Raw genomic sequence first — 21,551 nt, 5'->3', positions numbered from 1 at the left:
CCAGCGCGAGCGCGGTTTCCTTCCCGATGCCGGATGACGCACCTGTCACCAGTGCCACCGGCCGATTTGTCGTCATCATGCACTCCCGAACTCAAGAGAAACCGATCGGTTTCTTCGCCTCGCCTCACTGTAAACCGATCGGTTTCCATCCACAAGCTCAAGCAGGGAACTGGTGCCGGGCACACGTCACCGGCTGTCTTCGGGCTGAGCTGACCGATGCCCGCCAACATGGCGGCACGGGCCGGATGAGCAGGCAGGAGAGACGCGAGAGTGTCATCCCCGCGCTGTGATCGCCGAGTTCGCGCTCAAGGGCTACTACGGCACCTCTACCGAGGCGATTGCCAAGCAGGGATGCGTCATCGCGGCAGCCATCGACGCACGGGGCGATGATCAGATCGGTGAGCGTCCGTGCCGGTTGCCCGAGACCGGCATCAGCTCGGAGGGCACATCAGGCACCGAAGGTGCCCGGAACGGCGATGCGTCAGCGCATGCCTGCCGCGTCGAGCAGGGTGGCCACCGTGGGTGCGATGAGCCCCGTCAGGTTGTCGGCTCCGATCCCCGCACGGGCGCTGGCGCCGTCGAAGACCAGGCTGAGCTGCCGGGCCAGCAGATCGGGGTCGCTCGCGCCACCCTGTTCGGCCTCGGAACGGAAGAAAGCTGTCAGCCCTCCCTTGATCCGGTGTGCCACCTGGCTCGCAGGGTGGCTCTGGTCCTTCAGCTCGATCTGCACAGCCAGGTACCGACAGCCTTGGAACTCGGGCGCAGCCGCCTGCAGTTCCACCCGCTCGAAGACGTGCAGGATCCGCTCGCGGGGTGAACGGTCGTCGTCCGCCGGGGGCAGGGCCCTCGCCACGTAGGCGGAGGCGCGTTCCTCCAGGCTCGCCGCGAGAAGTTCGTCCTTGCTCTCGAACAGCTGGTACATGGAGCGCTTGGACACCCCCGCCGCCTTGCAGAGCGCCTCGACGCCGATGCCGACACCGTCTCGGTAGGTGAGCGTGGCCGCCGCGTCCAGCAGCCGCTCCCGGGGACTTTGCTTCGCCTTGGTGGTCACACTGCGAGGTTAACTCGATTCCATCGGAATGAAAACCGATCGGTTTACAAAGGTGTGCCCGGGGTGGTATCCGGCGCCGCCCACAGCCGAGCGGACGCCTGAAGCCCGACCTGAGGCTCGGCGACGTCCCTGAGGGGAACACCTCCGGCCGTCACGCGCTGCTCACGTGGTCAGAGGGTGGCGCGCAGATGGCTGACAGTGACGAAGTGGTAGCCCTGGGCGGTCAGCGTGCGCAGGATCTGCGGGACCGCGGCGACCGAGGTGGAGTGGATGTCGTGCATCAGGACGACGTCGCTCCGCTGCGCCTTGTCGATGACGGTCTGGGCGACCTTGGCCGCGTCGCGGTACTTCCAGTCCTCGGTGTCCACGTCCCACATCACCGGCGAGAGCGTGGTCGCGGCCTTCACCTGGGCGTTGATCGCGCCGTAGGGCGGGCGGAAGAGCGTGGGGGCCTTGCCGGTGGCGGCCTTGATGGCGTCGCTGGTGCGGTTCAGCTGGGAGGCGATCTGCTCGGGGGTGAGGTTGGTGAGGTCGGGGTGGTTCCAGGAGTGGTTTCCGACCTCGTGGCCGGCTTTCGTTTCGGCGCGGACCAGGTCGGGGTGGGCTGCGACGTTCTGGCCGGTGGTGAAGAAGGTGGCGCGTGCCTTGTACTGCGCCAGGTAGGTCAGCAGGGTCCCGGTCTCCGGCGCCGCCGGACCGTCGTCGAAGGTCAGCGCGAGGCACTTGACCTGCTTGCAGTCGGTGTCGTCGTCGCCGGAAGCGGTGTGGGTGGGGACGGCGGGCTCGGAGACGTCTGCCGCGCCCAGGTCGATCGAACGGCTGGGCGTCACGGTCTGCCGCTGGACACGCTTTCCGAACCCGGACAGCCAGGGGGTGATCGTCTCCTTGGACAGGGACACGACGTAGGTCCCGGCGGGCGGGACGCCGACCTCGCCGCGGTCGAAGGTCACCCGCAGTCCGCCGTCGGCGGTGAAGACCATGTCGTCCATGAGGGCGGTGCGGGAGTCCGGGGCGGAGAGCGTGTCGTCGAAGAGGGCGGCGTCGAAGCCTTCGCGCCCCTTGAGCTGATCCTTCAAGGCAGCGACGAAGGCGTCCCGTGAACCTTCCGCGACGAGTCCGAGGGCCGTGCGGTACGCGCCGGCCTTGCCGTCGTACCAGTACGTCCTGGTCGACAGCCCTGACCCGGTGCCGCTGTGGTCCTGCGTGCTGAGCCGTACGCCGAGCACGTCACCGGAGGCGACCAGGAAGTAATGGCTGATGTTGAGCTCGCGGCCCTCCGCGTCCCCCGATCCGTCCTCGCACACCCCCGAGCGGAAGCCGGCCAGGCGCTCCTCCACGTCCTTCTTCATCGCGGCCGTCATCGCCTCCGCACCAGGCACGTCCGGATAACTCGTCGCGAAGGGGCAGGAACTCTGCTCGCTGCTGTCGCTGACGATCTGCAGACCTTTGATCTTCGACGGATCGACGCTGCGGACCGGCGAGGGACCGGGGGTGGATCCGGGGGTGGATCCGGGCCGCCCGTCGGCGGATCCGGTACCCGAGGAGCCGTCCGATCCGGACGAGCAGGCCGCCGTGAAGGAGAGGGCGCCGAGCAGTAGAAGAGAAGGGAGCAGAGTGCGAGTGCGCATGAGACCAGAACCTGACTGAGGAGATGGGCGGACGTCGCCGACGGGACGTCGCGGTCGTTCTGGTCATCGATCGTTCAGGGCAGAGGCGTTTTTCAGCGACACGCAGAGCCACCCTGAACAATCAGTTCAAGGTCGTTTTCTGCTGTTTCCAAACACTTCAGTTGCGTTTGGCGCACACCTGCTCGTACGGCGCGTCAGGGACGTAGGTCCGCCACTGTGCCTCGGTCAGTCCGCCACCGGTGCGCGCACAGATGGTGCGGACGGCCCGGTCCGGGGCGACGGGGAGACGCTGCAGTGGTACTTGGGGACCGCTGGCGTAGACCGTGCCGCCGTCCTCGGCGAAGGCGAGGGAGCGGATGGTGTCGCCGGGCGTGGGCAGGTCCGTCCCGAGGAGTTGCTGGCCCTCGGTGTCCCACAGCCGCAGGGTCCCGCCCGCGCCGCCCACGGCCAGCGTGCCGTCGTCGGAGGAGAAGGCGAGCGCCCCCACCCCTTCCGGCTCGCCCTGGGTGGCCGTGTCGGAGGTACCGGTCAGTGCACCCGTACGGTGCCGGATGTCGCCGTCCCACAGGGTGACGTGCCCGGTGGAGTCGCCGACGGCGAGCCGGGTGCCGTCGGGGCTGAACGTCAGCGCGGTGACCTGGCGGCCGTCGGCGAGCGCGCGCCCGGTCACGTCTCCGGTTCCTGGATCGGCGTACTGGTCGTCGGAGCCCACGAGCAGATCTCCGTCCGGCCGCGCGGCCAGTGCCTCCCCGGAAAAGCCCTGCATGGTCCCCGACCGCCGGTGGTTCTCGGTGTCCCAGATCTCCGTCCCGTAGCTGTCGCTGTGGGTGGCGGAGCGGACGGCCAGCAGTGTCCGGCCGGTGGGCCCCAGGGTGAGGGAGGTGACCGGACGGTCGGCAGCGCCCGAGGTCTCGAAGACCGTACGCACCTTATGTTCCCGTACGTCCCACACGGTGAAGCGCAGCCGCAGCGAGCCGCCCGAGGACGCGGTGTCGGCGACGGCCAGTGCACGGCCGTCCGGGCTGAAGGCCAGCCGGGGGATCTCCTCGTCGGAAAGGCTCGGCAACGCGCCGAGCTTCGCGCGGGCGAGGACCGCGCCCGTCCGCGAGGAACGCAGCTCGAAACGGTAGCCGCCGCCGGACCGGGTGACGGTGGCCAGGGCGGCGCCGTCCGGACTGAGCACGCTCGCGTCGGCCGGAGTGCTCTGCCACCGCGGGCTGAGACGGTCGGTCAGGTCGAAGGTGTGGACCGTGGCGCTGTCGAGGTAGCGCAGGAGCCGAGGCTTGCCCGGGTCCCAGGTCAGCCCGGTGGCCGCATCCTTCGAGAGCGGTCGGTCAAAGACCTGTGTGCCGCCGTTGGCCAGTCGCCATACGGAGAGTTCGTGATCGTCCGCGGTGGCCAGGAACTCGCCGTCGGGGGAGAGAGCGGCCTGGGTGAAGCCGGTGATCCCGCCACTGGCGAACTCGGCGAGCGCGCGTCCACTGCGGACGTCCCAGATCCGGGCGTCCGTGCTGTAGGCGGCGGCCAGCCGTCGGCCGTCCGCGCTGAACCGCAGCAGGCGCGGGCCGTTGTCCGCGCCGGAGCCGGTGCCGCACAGGGTCTTGTCCGCTTTCTCCCAGTCTCCCGGCAGTTGCTTGCCGTCCGCGGTGTCCCACAGCTCGAGCGGCCCTTCGGCGGGACACAGCGCGAGCAGACGCCCGCCGGGGCCGACGGCCGCCGTGGAGAGCGTGCGCGTGAGGCCGGTGGTGAAGAGGGCCTTGCCGTCCTCCGTACGGTGCAGCCGGACCGTACCCGGGCCGTCCGGGGGCCCGGTGAGGTACGTGCTCCCGTCGGACGCGCTGGCCTCCAGCGAAGCGTCGCCCAACTCGGCGGCGGACCTGCCCTGCGGAAGGTTCCACAGCTCTTCGGCCCCGTCCGGCCCGATGACGTCGAGGAACCGGGAGTCGGGCCCGACATCGCCCACCTCCGTACCGCTCGGCAGGCGGTGGGCGGCGGTGACCTTGTGGTCGGCCACGTTCCGGGCGGTCACCGTGGTGCCGTCGACACTGAGCAGGGTCCGGCCACCATCGGCGAGGAAACGCCGGACGCCCTTCCCGGCCAGGGGGTCGGTGAAGGCATCGCGCTCCGGTTGCGCCAGAGCTCCCAGCAGTGCCGAGCGGGACTCGGTGAGCGGGGCGATCTTCCACGCCGCGACGCCGAGCAAGGCGGCGGTACGGGGGTCGGTGGTGCGCAGGCTGTCGGCCACGTTGGCCAGGCGGCGGGCGGCGGCCTTGGCGGCTTCTTCCTCACTCACCCGGTCACGCTGCCAGGCGATCAGGCCGGCGGCCAGCGCCAGGACGAGGAACACGGACAGACCTACGGCCAGGGACCGCGTCCGTCGTGCGGTGCGGGTCTCGGCCTCCCGCTCGGCGTCCCGGGCTGCGAGGGAAGCGGTGAGGAAGGCCCGCTCCAGCGGAGTGAGGTCGTCGTCGGGCTGCCGGGTGAACTCTTGGTTCTGCACCCTGATGAGGCCTTGGTTCGGCTCGCGGGCGAGATCGTCGTTCCGGTGCCCGTGTCGGGTGGCGTCGTCGTTCGGCTGCTCCGGCCGCGTGAGGCCGTCGTCCGGCTGCCACGCGAACAGCTCCTCGGCCCGGGCCAGCCGTGTACCTCGGTAGAGCGCCCCGGGGTCGCGTTCCAGCTCCTCCCAGACGCGAGCCGCCTCGCCGAGCCGACGCTGCGCGCGCAGTCGGTCCCGGCCCTCCTCGATCCAGCCGGCGAGGCGCGGCCAGCCGGTGATCAGCGCCTCGTGCGCAAGCTCCACCGTGTCGCCGTCCAGGGTGACCAGACGGGAGACGACGAGACGTTCCAGCACATCCCGCGCATCGCTGCCGAGTTCGGCCCGGGACGCCGGGCGACGGGTGTCGGCCGTGCCTCCCCCACTCTCGACCTCGCCCGAGCGGGTGTACCCCCATCCGGGAGCGATCAGCCGCAGCAGGATGCGCCGGGCGATACGCCCCTGCTCCGCCGACAGCCCGCCGTACACCTGCTCCGCGGTGCCGGCGATCGCGCCACGTACACCGCCTGTCTCCTTGTACGCAGCCAGAGTCAGCAACCGGCCGCGGCGGCGGCGCCAGGTCTCCAGCAGTGCGTGGGAGAGCATGGGCAGCGCGCCCGGCTGGTCGACGACCTCGCCGATGATCTCGGCGGTGAGAGCACGTTCCACGTTCAGACCGGCGGAGGTGGCCGGGCCGGTGATCACCTCGCGCAGCTCGTCCGGAGTCATCGGCCCGACCAGCAGATTGGCCCGGGAGACGGCCTCGGCCAGCTCACGGTGGCCGGCGCAGTGCCCGTAGAAGTCGCCACGGACCGCGATCACCACGCGCAGTCGGCTCTCCGGCCGCCGGGCGGCGAGCAGCAGGTCCAGGAACCGGTCGCGTTCCTTGCGGTCGTGGCACAGGGTGAACAGTTCCTCGAACTGATCGATGATCACCCAGGTTTCCCCGTCGCCGTCCCGCGGGACGAGCGCCTTCTCGTGCGTACGCGCGGGCCGCTCACCCGGGGTGAGCACACGGATCACCGCCGGCCGCTCCGCCCCGGCCGCCTGCCGCAGCCTCGGAATCAGTCCCGCCCGCAGCAGCGACGACTTGCCGCTGCCGGACGGCCCGAACACCGCCGCGAAGCGGTGCTCACGCACCAACTCCACCAGTTCGGTGACGAGCGTCTCCCGGCCGAAGAACAGATCGCTGTCGTCCGGTTCGAAACGGGCCAGCCCCCGGTACGGCGGCCTCTCGTCCGGCGCGGGCGCCCGGACCTGGGCGTCCGCCTCCCGCCAGCGCCGTTCCCACTCGTCCGGGTCGGCATCCAGCGCCTCGGCGTACGCCCGCACCACCGCAAGGGAAGGCAGCTGATCACCGGCCGCCGCCTGGGACATCGCGGTGATGGAGTAGCCCGCCCGCTCGGCCATCTCCCGGTACGGCGGCTTACCGGCCTTCTCCCTGAGGACGCGCAGATCGTGTGCGAGCCGCTGTATGGGACCGGCGCCGGGGTCGACCGGCTTCTCACGTCGTCCCACCGGGAGCACCTTTCACATGCATCGACCCGAACGGCCAGGCGTTCAAGCTACGTTTTCACCCGATCCCCCCGCAATCGTGGCCAGCGTGAGGCTGCCCACGACACCCCGTTCCTGAGAGTCAGCCGCGGTCCCTGGCGGTGAGGGAGGCGGCGGCGAGGTCGGCGGGGACCCTGGTCCGTGTGCGGCAGGGCGCGTCGGAGCCGGCAGCGGTGGCCGTGTCGGGGTACGTGCGGATGGTCCGCTCGACGCCCGCGGCGGCGTCCCTCTGGCGACGGTGTTCCCGAGCCACCACGGCGGCTTCCTCGGGGGCGAATTCGGCTGTGCCGGGCAGCCTGAGGCCTTCGCGCGCAAGCTGCGCAAGGTCCTCGACGATGCCGACTGACGGTCGCGCGCCACCGTCCTGCACGCCCTACCGGCGCCCGGCTGGGGCCGTACGCACCGAGCCCTGAGCGGGACGTGTGTACCCGGCCGGGATGGTCACGGCCGGGTACTGTCGCGACTTGCCGGGGTTCATCTCTCCCTGCTCAGCCGGCGGCTCGTCATCGGCCTGGTCGCCCATTCATGCGGTGCGCGGCGGTGGAAAGGCGCCCGGCTTGACTTGGCCGTACGCAGGAGCTGGCGGGCACACCTCGCTCCGTCAACGTTCCCGTCCCCCCCACGGCCCACCGGCCCTGGATAACGGGAAAGGCCGGTTCGACACCGTCGGCGCCGAGCCGGCCCTTTCTGTGCTGCATCCACTCAGGGGTGCGCCGAGTCTTCCGCCCGGCGGAGCCGGTCAGTCCGTGCCGAACTCCATCGCGGCGCGGTCCAGCATCTCGTCGTCGTCGGAGACCTCGCCGCGGGAGGCGATGGCCTCGGCGCCGCCCTCCGGCATGGTGCCGATCAGCCCGGTCGCGGCCGCCTGGGCGGCACCGATGGCGGGATGGGCGGTGCCGATCAGGCCGAGCCCGGCGTACTGCTCCAGCTTGGCGCGCGAGTCGGCGATGTCGAGGTTGCGCATGGTGAGCTGGCCGATCCGGTCCACCGGGCCGAACGCGGAGTCCTCGGTGCGCTCCATGGACAGCTTGTCCGGGTGGTAGCTGAACGCCGGGCCCGTGGTGTCGAGGATCGAGTAGTCCTCGCCGCGCCGCAGCCGCAGCGTCACCTCGCCGGTGACGGCCGCGCCGACCCAGCGCTGCAGCGCCTCACGCACCATCAGCGCCTGCGGGTCGAGCCAGCGGCCCTCGTACATCAGCCGGCCCAGGCGCCGTCCCTCGTTGTGGTACTGGGCGAGGGTGTCCTCGTTGTGGATCGCGTTGACGAGGCGCTCGTACGCCGCGTGCAGCAGGGCCATGCCGGGCGCCTCGTAGATGCCGCGGCTCTTGGCCTCGATGATCCGGTTCTCGATCTGGTCCGACATGCCCATGCCGTGGCGGCCGCCGATGGCGTTGGCCTCCATCACCAGGTCGACGGGGGAGGCGAACTCTTTGCCGTTGATCGTCACCGGGCGGCCCTGGTCGAACCCGATCGTCACGTCCTCGGTGAGGATCTCGACCGACGGGTCCCAGAACCGCACGCCCATGATCGGCTCCACGGTCTCCACACCGGTGTCCAGGTGCTCCAGGGTCTTGGCCTCGTGGGTGGCGCCCCAGATATTGGCGTCCGTGGAGTACGCCTTCTCCGCGCTGTCGCGGTAGGGCAGGCCGTGGGCGAGCAGCCACTCCGACATTTCCTTGCGGCCACCGAGCTCGGTCACGAAGTCCGCGTCCAGCCAGGGCTTGTAGATCCGCAGGTGCGGGTTGGCGAGCAGGCCGTAGCGGTAGAACCGCTCGATGTCGTTGCCCTTGAAGGTCGAGCCGTCGCCCCAGATCTGTACGTTGTCCTCGAGCATCGCCCGGACCAGCAGGGTGCCGGTGACGGCGCGGCCGAGCGGCGTGGTGTTGAAGTAGGCGCGCCCGCCCGAGCGGATGTGGAACGCCCCGCAGGTGAGCGCGGCCAGGCCCTCTTCGACCAGCGCCGCGCGGCAGTCGACCAGGCGCGCGATCTCGGCGCCGTAGGTCTTCGCGCGGCCGGGCACCGAGGCGATGTCCGGCTCGTCGTACTGGCCGATGTCGGCGGTGTAGGTGCACGGGACGGCGCCCTTGTCGCGCATCCACGCGACCGCGACCGAGGTGTCGAGGCCGCCCGAGAAGGCGATGCCGACGCGCTCGCCGACGGGAAGGGAGGTGAGGACCTTAGACATAGGAAGAGTATGCATCTTCACGCATGATCATGCAATGGTCGTTCGGGGTCTCTGTCGTCGGGTCCTCCCGGGGGCGGTGCAGTCGTGCCGAGTTGGTCCGCCGACTGTGCGATGAGTTCCGGTGGTGGCTGGGGGAGTGCAATGGCCTGATGGACGGTCAGTCGGCCGCTCCGGCGGGCAAGCCCTCGAATATCGGGACCGTGTACGCCTCCCTGTGCTTCTGCTCACACCGTCATCACCTCCTGCAATTTACTAGGACGTCCTAGTATCTCTGGAGCCAGCATTCCCCTGATCTGCCTGGGAAGGCCCCCATGAGCGATCTGCACCGTCCCGTGCACCCTGTCCGTCTGGTCACCGCGTCGGCCCTGTTCGACGGGCACGACGCATCGATCAACATCATGCGACGGATCTTCCAGTCCCAGGGTGCCGAGGTGATCCACCTCGGACACAACCGGTCGGTGCAGGAGGTCGTGGACGCGGCGCTCGAGGAGGACGCACACGGTGTGGCGGTCTCCTCCTACCAGGGCGGACACGTCGAGTACTTCGAGTACCTGGTCGAGTCGCTGCGACAGCAGGGAGCCGAGCACATTCGTGTGGTGGGCGGCGGAGGCGGCGTCATCGTGCCCGAGGAGATAGCCAGGCTGCGCAACAGCGGAGTGACCATCTTCTCCCCGGAGGACGGCCAGCGGATGGGCCTCGCCGGGATGGTCAACTCCGTGGTGCAGGACTGCGACTTCGACCTCTGGGACGGCAAGCCGACCGACGCGGCCGCCGTCCTCGCCGGCGACCGGTTCGCGATCGCCCGCGCCATCACCGGTGCGGAACTCGGCAAGCTGCCCGCGGACCTCGGGGCACAGCTGCGCGCCGCCGCTACGGCCCGGGCCACGCCGGTGCTCGGCATCACCGGCACCGGCGGCTCGGGGAAGTCGTCACTGACCGACGAGTTGGTGCGCCGGTTCCGCATGGACCAGCAGGACAAGCTGCGCATCGCGGTGATCGCGGTCGACCCGACCCGCCGCCGCGGTGGCGGTGCGCTGCTCGGTGACCGGATCCGCATGAACTCCCTCGACGGGAACCGGGTGTTCTTCCGGAGCCTGGCCACCCGCGGCAGCCGCGAGCTGCCCGAGCACCTGTCCGACGTTATCGACGTGGTGAAGGCCGCCGGATTCGACCTGGTGATCGTGGAGACGCCGGGCATCGGCCAGGGCGACGCGGCGATCGTGCCGTTCGTCGACACCTCGTTGTACGTGATGACGCCGGAGTTCGGCGCCGCCTCGCAGCTGGAGAAGATCGACATGCTCGACTTCGCCGACGTCGTGGCGATCAACAAGTTCGAGCGGCGCGGCGCCAAGGACGCGCTGCGCGACGTGGGCCGCCAACTGGTCCGCAACCGCGAGGCGTTCGGTATGAAACCCGAGGACATGCCCGTATTCGGCACCTCGGCGGCCACGTTCAACGACGACGGTGTCACCGCGCTCTACCAGTACGTGCAGACGGCCCTGGGCGAAAAGGGGCTGACGCTTTCCGAGGGCACGTTGGCGCCCGTCGATGTACGCCACTCCTCCGGTATCCGGCAGGTGGTGCCCGCGGACCGGGTGCGCTACCTCGCAGAGATCACCGAGACGATCCGCACCTACCACACCGAGACCGAGCGGCTGGCCGAGGCGGCCCGGCGGGTGCAGCGGCTGGACGCGGTCCAGGGCGAGCTCGTCGCGGCCGGCTCCGACGCCGGGAACGTGTCGTCGCTGCTGGAGGACGCCCGTACGCAGCTCCCGCACGACGTCAGGCAGCAGATCGAGAACTGGCCCGCCGTCGTGGCCTCGTACTCCGGCGACGAGCAGGTCGTGAAGGTCCGGGACAGGGAGATCCGTACCAAGCTGACTCGCGAGTCGCTGTCGGGCAACAAGGTGCCCCGCGTGGCGCTGCCGGCGTTCAGTGAGCACGGGGAGTTGGTGCGGTTCTGGCGTCGGGAGAACCTGCCCGGCTACTTCCCGTTCACGGCCGGGGTGTTCCCCTTCAAGCGCGACGGCGAGGACCCGGCGCGGATGTTCGCCGGTGAGGGCGATCCGTTCCGCACCAACCGGCGGTTCAAGCTGCTCTCCGAAGGCCAGCCGGCCACCCGTCTGTCCACCGCCTTCGACTCGGTCACCCTCTACGGCCGTGACCCGGACGAGCGTCCCGACATCTACGGGAAGGTCGGCACCTCGGGAGTGTCCGTGGCGACGCTGGGGGACATGAAGGCGCTCTACGACGGCTTCGACCTGGTCGCGCCGACGACGTCGGTCTCCATGACGATCAACGGGCCCGCGCCGGCCATCCTGGCGTTCTTCCTCAACACCGTCGTCGACCAGCAGGTCGAAAGGTTCCGCGCCGCCGACGGCCGCGACCCGTCGCCCGACGAGGTGGCCGAGCTGCGGGCGTACGCGCTGGCGAACGTGCGCGGCACGGTGCAGGCCGACATCCTCAAGGAGGACCAGGGCCAGAACACCTGCCTGTTCTCCACCGAGTTCTCCCTGCGGATGATGGCGGACATCCAGGAGTGGTTCATCGCGCACAAGGTCCGCAACTTCTACTCGGTGTCCATCTCCGGCTACCACATCGCCGAGGCCGGGGCGAACCCCATCAGCCAGCTCGCCTTCACCCTGGCCAACGGCTTCACCTACGTCGAGGCCTACCTGGCCCGCGGCATGGACATCGACGACTTCGCCCCGAACCTGTCGTTCTTCTTCTCCAACGGCATGGACCCCGAGTACTCCGTGCTCGGCCGGGTCGCCCGCCGCATCTGGGCCGTGGCGATGAAGGAGAAGTACGGCGCCAATGAGCGGTCCCAGAAGCTGAAGTACCACGTCCAGACCTCCGGACGCTCCCTGCACGCCCAGGAGATGGACTTCAACGACATCCGTACGTCGCTCCAGGCGCTGATCGCGATCTACGACAACTGCAACAGCCTGCACACCAACGCCTACGACGAAGCGGTGACCACCCCCACCGAGGAGTCGGTGCGCCGGGCCCTGGCCATCCAGCTGATCATCAACCGGGAGTGGGGCCTGGCCATGAACGAGAACCCGCTGCAGGGCTCGTTCATCATCGACCAACTCACCGACCTTGTGGAGGAGGCCGTGCTCAGCGAGTTCGAGCGGATCAGCGAACGCGGCGGCGTGCTCGGCGCCATGGAGACCGGCTACCAACGCGGCCGTATCCAGGACGAGTCGATGCTCTACGAGCAGCGCAAGCACGACGGCACCCTGCCGATCATCGGCGTCAACACCTTCCGCAACCCGCACGCGGACACCGCCGAGCCCGGCGTCATCGAGCTGGCCCGCGCCACCGAGGAGGAGAAGCAGTCGCAGCTGGAGCGCGTGCGGGACTACCAGACCGGCCACCGGGACGAGGCGCACACCGCCCTGGCCGCCCTCAAGGACGCGGCGGTCAACGGCCACAACGTCTTCGCCGTCCTCATGGACGCCGCCCGGGTCTGCTCGCTCGAGCAGATCACCGAGGCCTTCTTCGAGGTCGGTGGCCAGTACCGCCGCAACGTCTGACCCGCCCCCGGAAACCACCCGGCAGCTACTCATCAGATAGGACCTCAGATGGATCCCGTCACCCGTCTCGGTGTCGTCGGCTGCGGCCTCATGGGCTCCGGCATCGCCGAAGTCGCCGTCCGCAGCGGCATCGACGTCCGTGTCGCCGAAGCCACCCACGACGCCGTCGAGGCGGGCCGCCGCCGTCTCACCGCCTCCCTCGACCGGGGCGTACGGCGCGGCAAGCTCAGCGAAGAACAGCGAGACCGGGCCCTGGCCCGGCTCTCCTTCACCCATGACCTCAGCGATATGGCCGACCGCCAGTTCGTCGTCGAGGCCGTCGCCGAGAACCGCGACATCAAGACCGACGTCCTTCGGGCCCTGGACAAGTCCGTCGAAGACCCCGCGGCGATCCTGGCCACCAACACCTCCTCGATCCCCATCGTCGATCTCGCCGTCGTCACCGAGCGGCCCGGGCAGCTCATCGGCATGCACTTCTTCAACCCCGTGCCCGTGCAACAGCTGGTCGAGGTCATCCCCGCGCTCACCACCAGCGCGCAGACGCTGCAGCGCACCCGCGACTTCGCCGGGCAACTGGGCAAACAGGCCATCCAGGCACCCGACCGCTCCGGCTTCGTCGTCAACGCCCTGCTCGTGCCCTACCTGCTCAGCGCCGTACGCATGGTGGAGACCGGCGCCGCCCGGCCCGACGACATCGACCAGGGCATGGAACTCGGCTGCGCCCACCCCATGGGCCCGCTCCGCCTGCTCGACCTCATCGGCCTCGACACCGCCCAAGCGGTCGCCGAGTCCATGTACGAGGAGTTCAAGGAACCGCTGTACGCCCCGCCCGCCCTGCTGCGCCGCATGGTCGCAGCGGGCCACCTCGGCCGCAAGAGCGGCCGCGGCTTCTACACCTATGACGACGCCTGACGTTCCGCTCCGCGGGCCGGCCCGGTCGTCTTGCGGCCCGGAGGACTTCGGCGGGCTGCGCGTGGCGCTGGACAGTACGACACGGTCGTGCCGGGTGAGAGCGCATTTTGCTGTTGGTGCGAGTGTGCCCCCGAGCAGGTCCTCCTTGGAGCCGAAGTGCAGGAAGACCGTGCCGTTGGCGAGGCCTGCTCGCTGGGCGATCTCACCCATCGACGCCTCCAGCTCGCGCCGTGGTGCGTGGTGATCGCCGTGTCAACCGATGCAGAACTGTGCGGACTTGCCGAGGTCGGGAACCCGCCGCGGTCACCGTGCACCGAACCGGCCACGGTGACGTAGCCATGAGGGCTTCCTGCGCTCACAACGTTGTGCCGGACCGGATGCGGCAAGGGGCGGTTGCGTCAGGTCTGGACGTCCCGGTTCCACGGACGGAGTTTGTCCGGGTTGAGGATGACCCAGATCTGTGTCACACGTCGGTCGGAGATGCCAAGCATGATGATGGCGGCGACGTGTGAGTGGTAGCGGGCGACCAGGCCGGTCCGGGCGTTGATGGAGTGGGGGGTCAGCGTGGTGTGCGGGTGCCGGCGCAGGAGATGCACCAGGCTGCGGGCCGCCCGGCGGCTGCCGCGGATCGCAGCGGTGGGAGCCCTCACCTTGCCGCCGCCGTCGAAGTACGCCGTGGCATCCGGTGAGAGCAGGGATTCCAGACCGGCGCCGTCCTCGGATTCCCATGCGCGAAGGACGGAGTGCACCACGGCATCGTGATCCTGGCGTGCGGCGGGCTGCGACCGCCGCTCCCGCATCCTCTGGCGCGCCTGGCCGGTGGCCTCGGAGTGCTCCCGACCAGTCCGTTCCGCACTGTCGGCCACTGTGCCGCGGAGGGCCGCGCGACCGTCGTTGACCGCGAACGCCGTGCGCTCGGCCGGGGACAGGGAATCCAACGCCTCCAGCAGCGTGTGCCTCGTCGACTTCGCGTCCTCGGTCGCTGCCTCAGCCGCGGCGACCGGCTTCCCGTCTGTTCGCGCCTGCTCCTCGTCGGTTTCCGCGTCGGGGCCGGTGTCTCCGGCGACGCGTGCCGGGGGCAGGCGGGTGAGGCAGACGTCGCTGGCAACCCTCGCCAGCCAAGTTCTCGGCGACTGAATACCGCCGCGCTGCGCCTCGGACAGCCCATACCACAGCCGGTACGTCTCATCCACGGCGCTCTCCGCGTCACCACGGTTGCCCAGCAGCCGGAGCGCGACCTCCAGCAGATGCCGACGCTCATCAACCAGCTCCGCGATCGGCACCACCCCATCATCATCCATACGGCAACCTCCCTTTCGTGCGGCTCCACACCGTGCGGCCGCCGTAGTCTTCCAGGAAGCGAGGGCATGCACAGAGTGGGACTCCCATGTCCCTCCACGGCGCCCATAGTGTGGTCACGTGAGCCGTCTGGTGTGAGGGGACGCCGATACGCTTTCCCCTTTCGGCCATCGCATGCCTGCGGCCATCCGGTCACGCCCGCGCCGGGCCAGGTGACGGGCGGGGGAGCCGAGGAAGGAATACGGGCAGCGGAGCCGTCGGCACGAGCCGCCGGACCTCCGTGTGTCCCGCCTGAGCGGGGCGCCACCGGGGAGCCTTCGTCCTCGCCGACGGCGGGCGTCACGCTATCTCACACGTTCATTGCCTCGATGACCGAACAGTGCAACCAGCGTTCCGACACGGCGAACCCCTCAGGCCGTGCTCAACCCGGCGGGCATGAACGGTGCCATCGTCGACCAGGCATCGGCCCGCAAACGGAATCTGCCCCCAGGCCATCAGCTCCTGTGGGGCATACCGACCGCGCTCGCCGACGGCGTGGACGACCATGGCGCGGCCCCCGGCTACTCGGCGATGCTGTTCCTGCTGCCGGAGCGGAACACTGCTCTCGTGCTCGAGCAGAACTTGTACGGTCTCCTCCACGACGAAGCGGTCATGCAGGTCGGCCTCGGCGCCGTCCGCATACTCGCGGCCGGCCGGCCCCGCCCGCAGTCACCGCGTCCGGCTACTACCCGACCGTCTGGGGCGTCACGGCCCTGGCCATAGCCCTGATCCTGGCGGCCGGACGCTCGGCACTGCTCCTGCGTCGCCCACCCACGCCCGCCTCAACGCTGTGCCGCACCACCCGGACCGCCCTCTGGTGCCTGGCGGGCGTGTTGCCCTGGATCGCCCTGACGCAGCTCGCGGGCCGCATGGGCCTGGGCCAGGTGATGACCTGGGTCCCTGACGCGTTCATCGCCGTGTGCCTCGGGGCGGCCGCCGGCGCCGCGATCATCGTCCTCCGACTGGTCCTCACGAACCGCTCGGCTCGCGTCGGCGGCACGCAACCGCAGTCCGGTCAGTCCGGAGTCGACGGGCAGTCCGTGCCGCATCCGCTACTCCGGACTCGCCAATGAGTCGAGCGGTACGGCAACAAGACCGCTGTCGACCACCTGTCCTTGACGGTCCGGCCCGGCCGGGTGACCGGCTCTCTCGGCCCCAACGGGGCTGGAAGGCCGACGACCATGCGGCTGATCCTCGGCTTGGCGGTCGGCGCGCTCTTACGCCACTCCGCAGGCGCCGTCACCACCGTCATCGGCCTGCACCCGCGCGGATCTGGTGGCACTTCGGCCGGTGACCGACTCGCGACCACAGCCGTCCCACCGGTGATGAGACCGATCCACCAACTGTTGTCGACCACAGCGGAATAGTGGCAGCCGACCGCGCGTCCGCAGGGAGTCGCTTACGCGCGGCCCGAAGCGGCCGTGCGGTGAGGCGCTTCCTCCTTCCCGCCGTCCGCCGACGAGGAGCCCTCTGCAGACTCTGCCGTTGCCCTCTCTCCGGACTTCTGCTCTCGCAACCGGCTGACGCGCGTGACGAGGCCTGTGCTGGAGCTGCTGCTCCGGTGTCCCTGGACGCGGGGGTCGTCTGTGACGTCGTACCGCTTCACGTACGCCCCCAGGAAGGCCTGCAGCGTGGCGACCGCGGGGATGGCGATCAGGGCGCCGACGGCACCGAGCAGGGCCGTGCCGGCGATGACCGAGCCGAAGGCGACCGCGGGGTGGATGTCCACGGTCTTCGCGGTCAGCTTGGGCTGCAGCACGTAGTTCTCGAACTGCTGGTAGACCACGACGAAGATCAGCACCCACAGCGCGTACCAGGGGTCGACGGTGAAGGCGATCAGCATCGGCAGGGCGCCCGCGAGATACGTACCGATGGTGGGGATGAACTGCGAGACCAGGCCCACCCAGACGGCGAGCACGGGCGCGTAAGACACGCCCAGTGCTTGCAGCAGGATGTAGTGCGCGATGCCGGAGACGAGCGCCATCAGTCCGCGCGAGTAGATGTAGCCGCCGGTCTTGTTGACAGCGATCTCCCACGCGCGCAGTACCTCGGCCTGCTTGGCGGGCGGCAGTACGGAGCACAGCGCGCGGCGCAGCCGGGGGCCGTCGGCGGCGAAGTAGAACGAGAACAGCGTGATCGTCAGCAGCTGGAAGAGACCGCCGAGGACCTGGGTGGAGACGTCCAGGACGCCGGTGGCGCTGTTCTGGACGTAGTCGCGCAGCCAGTCGGAGCGGAGGAGGCCCTCCTGGACGTCCACGCGCTCCAGCTTGGTGTCGAAGTGTGTGTTGATCCAGTTGATGACGGAGTCGAGGTAGGCCGGGAAGTCCTCGACGATCTTGATGATCTGCTCGGCGAGCAGGGAGCCGAGCAGCGTGACGAAGCCGGCGGTCACGATCACGAGGCCGAGGAAGACCAGGAAGGCGGCCAGCCCCCTGCGCATGCCGCGGGAGGCCATCCAGCTCACTGCGGGCTCGATCGCGAGGGCGAGGAAGAACGCGATGAGGACGTTGATCAGCAGGCCGAGGAGCTGGTGGAAGGCCCAACCGGCCAGCTGGAACACGGCGACGAGCGCGAGCGCCAGAACCAGGGCACGCGGCAGCCAGCGCGGCATGCGCGCACCGGGCCCGGGGGCTGGCTCGGGCGGGGGCTGAGGGCTCGGCGGCGTGTCGATTTCAGACGCGTGCGGGGCGGCCTGGCTGGTCTCGTCTGTGCTTGCCACCGGGCAAGTCTCGCCCACGCCGCTTTGGGGCTGGACGCCGCCCCTGCTTCTTCGTGGATCGGCCCTGCGTGACGCGTCGGGGCGCGTGCGGGTACTCCCGCTGTCGTACGCGCTCGGGCATCCCCGCTCATACGGTGGGGAGGTGATGTCCTTCGATCGCCTGAGTGCCTGGCTGCGGGACCTTTCGCCGAGGTCCGTGGATCTCCTCGTGGTGGCCGTGGTCGCGTGGTTCACCGGGCTGGACGCGGCGTCGAACCAACCGGAGTACCGGCAGGCGGACTGGTTCACCTGGCTGCTGCTGGCGGTGTCGCTGCTTGCGCTGTTCTGGCGGCGGAGGTGGCCGGTGGCGGTCGCGGTGGTGACGGGGGCGGCGTGTGCGGGTTGGGCGTTGTACGGGCACATCGGGGAGCTGTTGAACCTGCCGGTGATCGTGGCGCTGTACACGGTCGCGGTGCAGGGCGACCGTCGCCGCACCCTGCGGACCGGGCTGATCGCCTCCCTGACGTCGGGTGCAGTTGCGCTGTGGGTGGGCAACGACGTGGTGAACCCGCAGGGGCTGGCTGTGCTGGAGATGCTGTGGCCGCTGGTGCCGCTGCTGCTGGGTGAAGTGGTGCGTACGCGGCGGCAGTTGCAGGCCGAGTACGCCGCCCGGGCCGTCCGTGCGGAGGAGGACCGGGAGCGGGAGGCGGCGCGCCGGGTGCATGAGGAGCGGGTGCGGATCGCCCGCGAGCTGCACGACGTCGTCGCGCACACTGTCGCGGCGATGACTGTGCAGGCGGGCGTGGCGCTGGACGCGTTCGACGTGAAGCCCGAGGTGGCCCGGGCGGCGATGCGGCAGGTGCGGGAGGCGGGTAAGGAAGCGGTACGGGAGCTGCGCGCCACCGTCACCGTGCTGCGCGAGCCGGAGGGCGATCCGGTGGAACCGGCGCCGGGGATCGCGCGACTCGCAGAGCTGGTCGACCGGTTCGCGGGCGGCGATGTGGAGATCACGCTCCGGCGGGAGGGAGAGCCGGACGGTGTGTCGCCGGTGGTGGGGCTGGCCGCGTACCGGGTCGTGCAGGAAGCACTGACCAACGTCGTAAAGCACTCCGGGGCCCGGCACGCGGCGGTGTCCGTCGTCCGGGGCGACGGCCGGCTGACGGTGGAGGTCGTCGACGACGGCCCGCCGTCACCGTCACCGGCAACAGGCGGCTTCGGGCTGGTCGGGATGCGGGAGCGGGCAGCGGCGGCCGGGGGCACGATCGACTACGGGCCGGTACCCGGCGGCGGTTTCCGGGTGCGGGCCGAACTCCCGGCCCGCGGCGACAACGGAGGGCAGCGATCATGACGGTGCGCGTGGTCCTCGCGGACGACCAGACCGTCGTACGGGCGGGCTTCCGCGCCCTGCTGGACCTGACGGACGACCTGGTCGTGGTCGCGGAGGCGGCCGACGGGACCCAGGCCGTGGAGGCGGTGCGGCTGACCCGGCCCGACGTCGTCCTCATGGACATCCGCATGCCCGCCGTCGACGGCATCGAGGCCACCCGCCGCATCGCAGCCGACCCTGCCCTGGACGCCGTACGCGTGGTCATGCTCACCACGTACCAGGTCGACGCGTACGTCTTCGAGGCGCTGCGGCACGGCGCGGCGGGGTTCCTGCTGAAGGACATCGAGCCGGACGAGCTGCGGGCGGCGATCCGCACGGTCGCGGCCGGGCAGGGTCTCCTCGCTCCCGCCGTCACGCGCTCGGTGGTGGAGGAGTTCGCCCGGCTGAGGCGCCCGGAAGCTGCGGGTGCCGAGCGGCTGGCGGTGCTTACAGAACGGGAGCGCGAGGTGATGGCGCTGGTCGCAGCCGGGCTGAGCAACGAGCAGATCGGTCGGGAACTGCTCATGAGCCCGCTCACCGCGAAGACCCACGTGAGCCGGGCGATGACCAAGCTCGGGGCACGGGACCGGGCACAGCTGGTAGTGCTTGCGTACGAGACGGGACTGGTAAGGGCAGGGGAAGGCTGAGGGAGTGATACCGGTGTGGTTCCGCCGGCGAACGGAATGTGCTGCGGCGTCGCCCGGGCCGTGCCCGGCAGGGGCGCGGCAGCGGTCCGGCTCCTGCCGTGTCAGGCCCCTGGCTCCGGTATGAGCGCTGGTCGGCTGTGCTCGACGAGCAGGCTGTGTACCCGCGGTCGCCGAGTCCTCCGGGCTGTCCTGCCCGGCGACGCACAGTCGGCTCCTGGAATCGCCTTGGTCCGGGAATGAGAATCCCATGAGACAAACGCGATGACGGAAATGGCCTGGCACCGGAAATTCCCGGGGAAATTTGAATTGTTGCCTGATATGCCTCGACGGGAGCTACTCCCGAGGGAGTAGCCGCCGACTCCCCGTGGCGGATGTCCGGATCGTCCGGGCTTCCTACCGTCGTCGGCATGATTGAAGCACGCGACCTCACGAAACGTTACGGGGACAGGACCGCCGTCGACGGGCTGACGTTCACCGTTCGCCCCGGACGGGTGACCGGCTTCCTCGGCCCGAACGGCGCCGGCAAGTCCACCACCCTGCGCCTCGTCCTCGGCCTGGACGCCCCCACCTCGGGCACGGCCACGGTCGGCGGCCGACGGTACGCCGAACTGGCCGCGCCCCTGGGCACGGTCGGCTCGCTGCTGGACGCCAAGGGCGTGCACGGCGGCCGCACCGCCCGCCAGCACCTGACCGGACTGGCAGCCGGCAACCGCATCCCGCGCCACCGGGTCGAGGACGTCCTCGACCTGACCGGCCTGACCGAGGTCGCCGGGCGACGGGTGAAGGGCTTCTCGCTCGGCATGAGCCAGCGGCTCGGCATGGCCGCCGCGTTGCTCGGCGACCCGGAGGTGCTGATCCTCGACGAGCCGGTCAACGGTCTGGACACCGAGGGCATCCGCTGGATCCGCACGCTGCTGAAGTCCCTTGCCGCGCAAGGCCGTACGGTCTTCCTCTCCAGCCATCTGATGAGCGAGATGGAGCTGACCGCCGACCACCTGATCGTGATCGGCTGCGGCAGGCTGCTGGCCGATACGACCATGCGGGACTTCATCGAGACCAACTCCCGCGCCCATACGCTCGTCCGCTCGCCGGAGCCGGAGAAGCTGCGCGACCTGCTGGAGGCCAAGGGGGCGAGCGTACGACTGGACGCCCGGGGCGGCTGGCGGGTGGACGGACTCGACGCGAACGCCATCGGCGACCTGGCCCGCGACCAGGGCCTGACCCTGCACGAACTCACCCCGGCCCACTCCTCGTTGGAGGAGGTCTACACGGCTCTCTCCCGTGACTCGGCCGAGTACCGGACCCGGCAGGAGGCCCTGCGATGACGGCCCTCGCCGACGCACGGGCTGGCTTCCCGCAGGCGCTCGCCCATGAGTGGATCAAGTTCCGCAGCGTGCGCTCCCTGGTCTTGACGACCGTCGCAACCGCCGCCGTGCCCGTGCTGGGTGCGGTGTTCGTCGCGGCGACGGGTAGCCTGCAGCCGGACGACACGGTGCTCGGCGGCAGCCTGAGCCTGTCCGTCGTGGCCCAGATACTCGCCGCGGTCGTCGGCGCCCTGGTGATCACCGGCGAGTACGGCAGTGGCACCATCCGTTCCACGTTCGCCGCCACCCCGCGCCGTGCCACCGTGCTGGCCGCGAAGGCGGCGCTGCTCGCCGGCCTGACGTACGCCCTGGCCCTGGTCTCCTGCGCGCTCGCCTACCTCGTCGGCGACGCACTGCTCGAAGAAGGCAGGTACGCCCAAGGCAAGCTGCTGCCCGCCCTGTTCGGCATCGCCGCCTCCTTCGCCGTGGCCGCGCTGCTCGGCCTGGCGGTCGGCACCCTCGTACGCCACTCCGCGGGCGCCGTCACCGCCGTCATCGGCGTCCTGCTCCTGCCGTCCCTCCTCGGCCCGCTCTTCGGAGACGCCCAGCGCTGGGTCGCGGGCATCTCGCCGACGGCCGCCCTGCAGAAGCTCACCCAGACCTCGGACGCGACTGCGGAAACGGTCGGCAGCCTCGGCCCCTGGCCGTCCCTGCTGCTGGTCGCGGGCTACACGGCGGCGCTGCTCCTGCTCGCAGCCGGAGCGCTGCGCGGCCGAGATGCGTGACAACTGCC

Annotated in this window: 16 protein-coding genes and 2 pseudogenes; 10 read left to right on the top strand and 8 right to left on the bottom strand. The window is 70.2% G+C overall.

The annotated features are described in order from the left end of the window. Positions 1-290 (top strand): hypothetical protein (locus GAS53_RS56625; protein WP_225859170.1); only part of this gene is annotated, 290 nt, incomplete at its 5' end. 191 nt (positions 291-481) lie between these two features. Here GAS53_RS56625 and GAS53_RS29390 read toward each other — a convergent pair. From GAS53_RS29390 to GAS53_RS55385, 4 genes are all read right to left on the bottom strand, one after another. Further along, a complete protein-coding gene (locus GAS53_RS29390; RefSeq protein WP_151480748.1) occupies positions 482-1,051 on the bottom strand; it encodes a TetR/AcrR family transcriptional regulator in 570 nt (189 codons plus the stop codon). 170 nt (positions 1,052-1,221) lie between these two features. Then, positions 1,222-2,679 carry a polysaccharide deacetylase family protein gene (locus GAS53_RS29385; protein WP_151480747.1) on the bottom strand — a complete coding sequence of 486 codons (1,458 nt, stop codon included), beginning with the start codon at positions 2,677-2,679 and terminating at the stop codon, positions 1,222-1,224. Between the two features lie 157 nt (positions 2,680-2,836). Then, complete coding sequence (locus tag GAS53_RS29380) at positions 2,837-6,730, bottom strand: nSTAND1 domain-containing NTPase (protein ID WP_151480746.1); 3,894 nt, start codon at positions 6,728-6,730, stop codon at positions 2,837-2,839. A 118-nt stretch (positions 6,731-6,848) separates the two neighbouring features. Beyond that, positions 6,849-7,022 carry a hypothetical protein gene (locus GAS53_RS55385; protein WP_192583336.1) on the bottom strand — a complete coding sequence of 58 codons (174 nt, stop codon included), beginning with the start codon at positions 7,020-7,022 and terminating at the stop codon, positions 6,849-6,851. Between GAS53_RS55385 and GAS53_RS56620 the strand changes: the two are divergent. Beyond that, positions 7,002-7,112, top strand: a pseudogene (locus GAS53_RS56620) (alpha/beta fold hydrolase); the annotation flags it as partial. The gene GAS53_RS55385 and the pseudogene GAS53_RS56620 overlap by 21 nt on opposite strands. Before the next feature lie 393 nt (positions 7,113-7,505). On the opposite strand, the gene argG reads toward GAS53_RS56620, so the two are convergent. Then, positions 7,506-8,951: an argininosuccinate synthase gene (gene argG / locus GAS53_RS29370; RefSeq protein ID WP_151480745.1), complete on the bottom strand. Its 1,446-nt coding sequence runs from the start codon at positions 8,949-8,951 to the stop codon at positions 7,506-7,508. A 311-nt stretch (positions 8,952-9,262) separates the two neighbouring features. Here argG and icmF point away from each other — a divergent pair, with 311 nt between their 5' ends. Together icmF and GAS53_RS29360 are read left to right on the top strand one after the other, a co-directional pair. After that, entirely contained in the window at positions 9,263-12,493 is a 3,231-nt protein-coding gene (gene icmF / locus GAS53_RS29365; protein ID WP_151480744.1) for a fused isobutyryl-CoA mutase/GTPase IcmF, read from the top strand. 48 nt (positions 12,494-12,541) lie between these two features. Further along, entirely contained in the window at positions 12,542-13,405 is an 864-nt protein-coding gene (locus GAS53_RS29360; RefSeq protein WP_151480743.1) for a 3-hydroxybutyryl-CoA dehydrogenase, read from the top strand. 144 nt (positions 13,406-13,549) lie between these two features. On the opposite strand, the pseudogene GAS53_RS58445 reads toward GAS53_RS29360, so the two are convergent. Together GAS53_RS58445 and GAS53_RS29350 are read right to left on the bottom strand one after the other, a co-directional pair. Beyond that, positions 13,550-13,615 (bottom strand): annotated as a pseudogene (locus GAS53_RS58445) (TetR family transcriptional regulator); the annotation flags it as partial. A 188-nt stretch (positions 13,616-13,803) separates the two neighbouring features. After that, a complete protein-coding gene (locus GAS53_RS29350) occupies positions 13,804-14,706 on the bottom strand; it encodes a sigma-70 family RNA polymerase sigma factor family protein (RefSeq protein ID WP_151480742.1) in 903 nt (300 codons plus the stop codon). 433 nt (positions 14,707-15,139) lie between these two features. Here GAS53_RS29350 and GAS53_RS29345 point away from each other — a divergent pair, with 433 nt between their 5' ends. Both GAS53_RS29345 and GAS53_RS29340 read left to right on the top strand, forming a co-directional pair. Beyond that, entirely contained in the window at positions 15,140-15,466 is a 327-nt protein-coding gene (locus GAS53_RS29345; protein WP_151480741.1) for a hypothetical protein, read from the top strand. A 107-nt stretch (positions 15,467-15,573) separates the two neighbouring features. Next, the gene (locus tag GAS53_RS29340) at positions 15,574-15,816 is read left to right on the top strand and encodes a hypothetical protein (protein WP_151480740.1); all 243 of its coding nucleotides are present in this window, start codon (positions 15,574-15,576) and stop codon (positions 15,814-15,816) included. Positions 15,817-16,142: 326 nt separating this feature from the next. Here the strand turns inward: GAS53_RS29340 and GAS53_RS29330 are convergent, their stop codons facing one another. Beyond that, positions 16,143-17,462 (bottom strand): AI-2E family transporter, encoded by a 1,320-nt coding sequence (locus tag GAS53_RS29330; protein WP_151480739.1) that lies wholly within the window; start codon positions 17,460-17,462, stop codon positions 16,143-16,145. 145 nt (positions 17,463-17,607) lie between these two features. Between GAS53_RS29330 and GAS53_RS29325 the strand changes: the two genes are divergently transcribed. The 4 genes from GAS53_RS29325 (at position 17,608) to GAS53_RS29310 (ending at position 21,543) form a co-directional block, all read left to right on the top strand. Continuing rightward, a complete protein-coding gene (locus tag GAS53_RS29325) occupies positions 17,608-18,789 on the top strand; it encodes a sensor histidine kinase (protein WP_151480738.1) in 1,182 nt (393 codons plus the stop codon). Beyond that, on the top strand, positions 18,786-19,454 hold the full coding sequence (locus tag GAS53_RS29320; protein ID WP_151480737.1) for a response regulator: 669 nt from the start codon (positions 18,786-18,788) through the stop codon (positions 19,452-19,454). The genes GAS53_RS29325 and GAS53_RS29320 overlap by 4 nt, the downstream gene beginning before the upstream one ends. A gap of 407 nt (positions 19,455-19,861) precedes the next feature. Beyond that, entirely contained in the window at positions 19,862-20,779 is a 918-nt protein-coding gene (locus GAS53_RS29315; RefSeq protein WP_151480736.1) for an ABC transporter ATP-binding protein, read from the top strand. Then, positions 20,776-21,543, top strand: a complete 768-nt coding sequence (locus GAS53_RS29310; protein ID WP_151480735.1) for an ABC transporter permease — start codon at positions 20,776-20,778, stop codon at positions 21,541-21,543. Before GAS53_RS29315 ends, GAS53_RS29310 begins: the two co-directional genes overlap by 4 nt. The last annotated feature ends 8 nt before the right edge of the window (positions 21,544-21,551 follow it).

It is taken from the genome of Streptomyces albicerus (genome assembly GCF_008905045.1).
Classification (GTDB): domain Bacteria; phylum Actinomycetota; class Actinomycetes; order Streptomycetales; family Streptomycetaceae; genus Streptomyces; species Streptomyces albicerus.
This window is presented reverse-complemented; position numbering and strand designations above follow the sequence as displayed.

Excerpts from the sequence above, each read along its gene's own strand:
- GAS53_RS29385 (WP_151480747.1), bottom strand. The coding sequence starts at position 2,679 with ATGCGCACTCGCACTCTGCTCCCTTCTCTTCTACTGCTCGGCGCCCTC.
- argG (WP_151480745.1), bottom strand. The coding sequence starts at position 8,951 with ATGTCTAAGGTCCTCACCTCCCTTCCCGTCGGCGAGCGCGTCGGCATC.
- icmF (WP_151480744.1), top strand. The coding sequence starts at position 9,263 with ATGAGCGATCTGCACCGTCCCGTGCACCCTGTCCGTCTGGTCACCGCG.
- GAS53_RS29360 (WP_151480743.1), top strand. The coding sequence starts at position 12,542 with ATGGATCCCGTCACCCGTCTCGGTGTCGTCGGCTGCGGCCTCATGGGC.
- GAS53_RS29350 (WP_151480742.1), bottom strand. The coding sequence starts at position 14,706 with ATGGATGATGATGGGGTGGTGCCGATCGCGGAGCTGGTTGATGAGCGT.
- GAS53_RS29345 (WP_151480741.1), top strand. The coding sequence starts at position 15,140 with ATGAACGGTGCCATCGTCGACCAGGCATCGGCCCGCAAACGGAATCTG.
- GAS53_RS29325 (WP_151480738.1), top strand. The coding sequence starts at position 17,608 with ATGTCCTTCGATCGCCTGAGTGCCTGGCTGCGGGACCTTTCGCCGAGG.
- GAS53_RS29320 (WP_151480737.1), top strand. The coding sequence starts at position 18,786 with ATGACGGTGCGCGTGGTCCTCGCGGACGACCAGACCGTCGTACGGGCG.
- GAS53_RS29315 (WP_151480736.1), top strand. The coding sequence starts at position 19,862 with ATGATTGAAGCACGCGACCTCACGAAACGTTACGGGGACAGGACCGCC.
- GAS53_RS29310 (WP_151480735.1), top strand. The coding sequence starts at position 20,776 with ATGACGGCCCTCGCCGACGCACGGGCTGGCTTCCCGCAGGCGCTCGCC.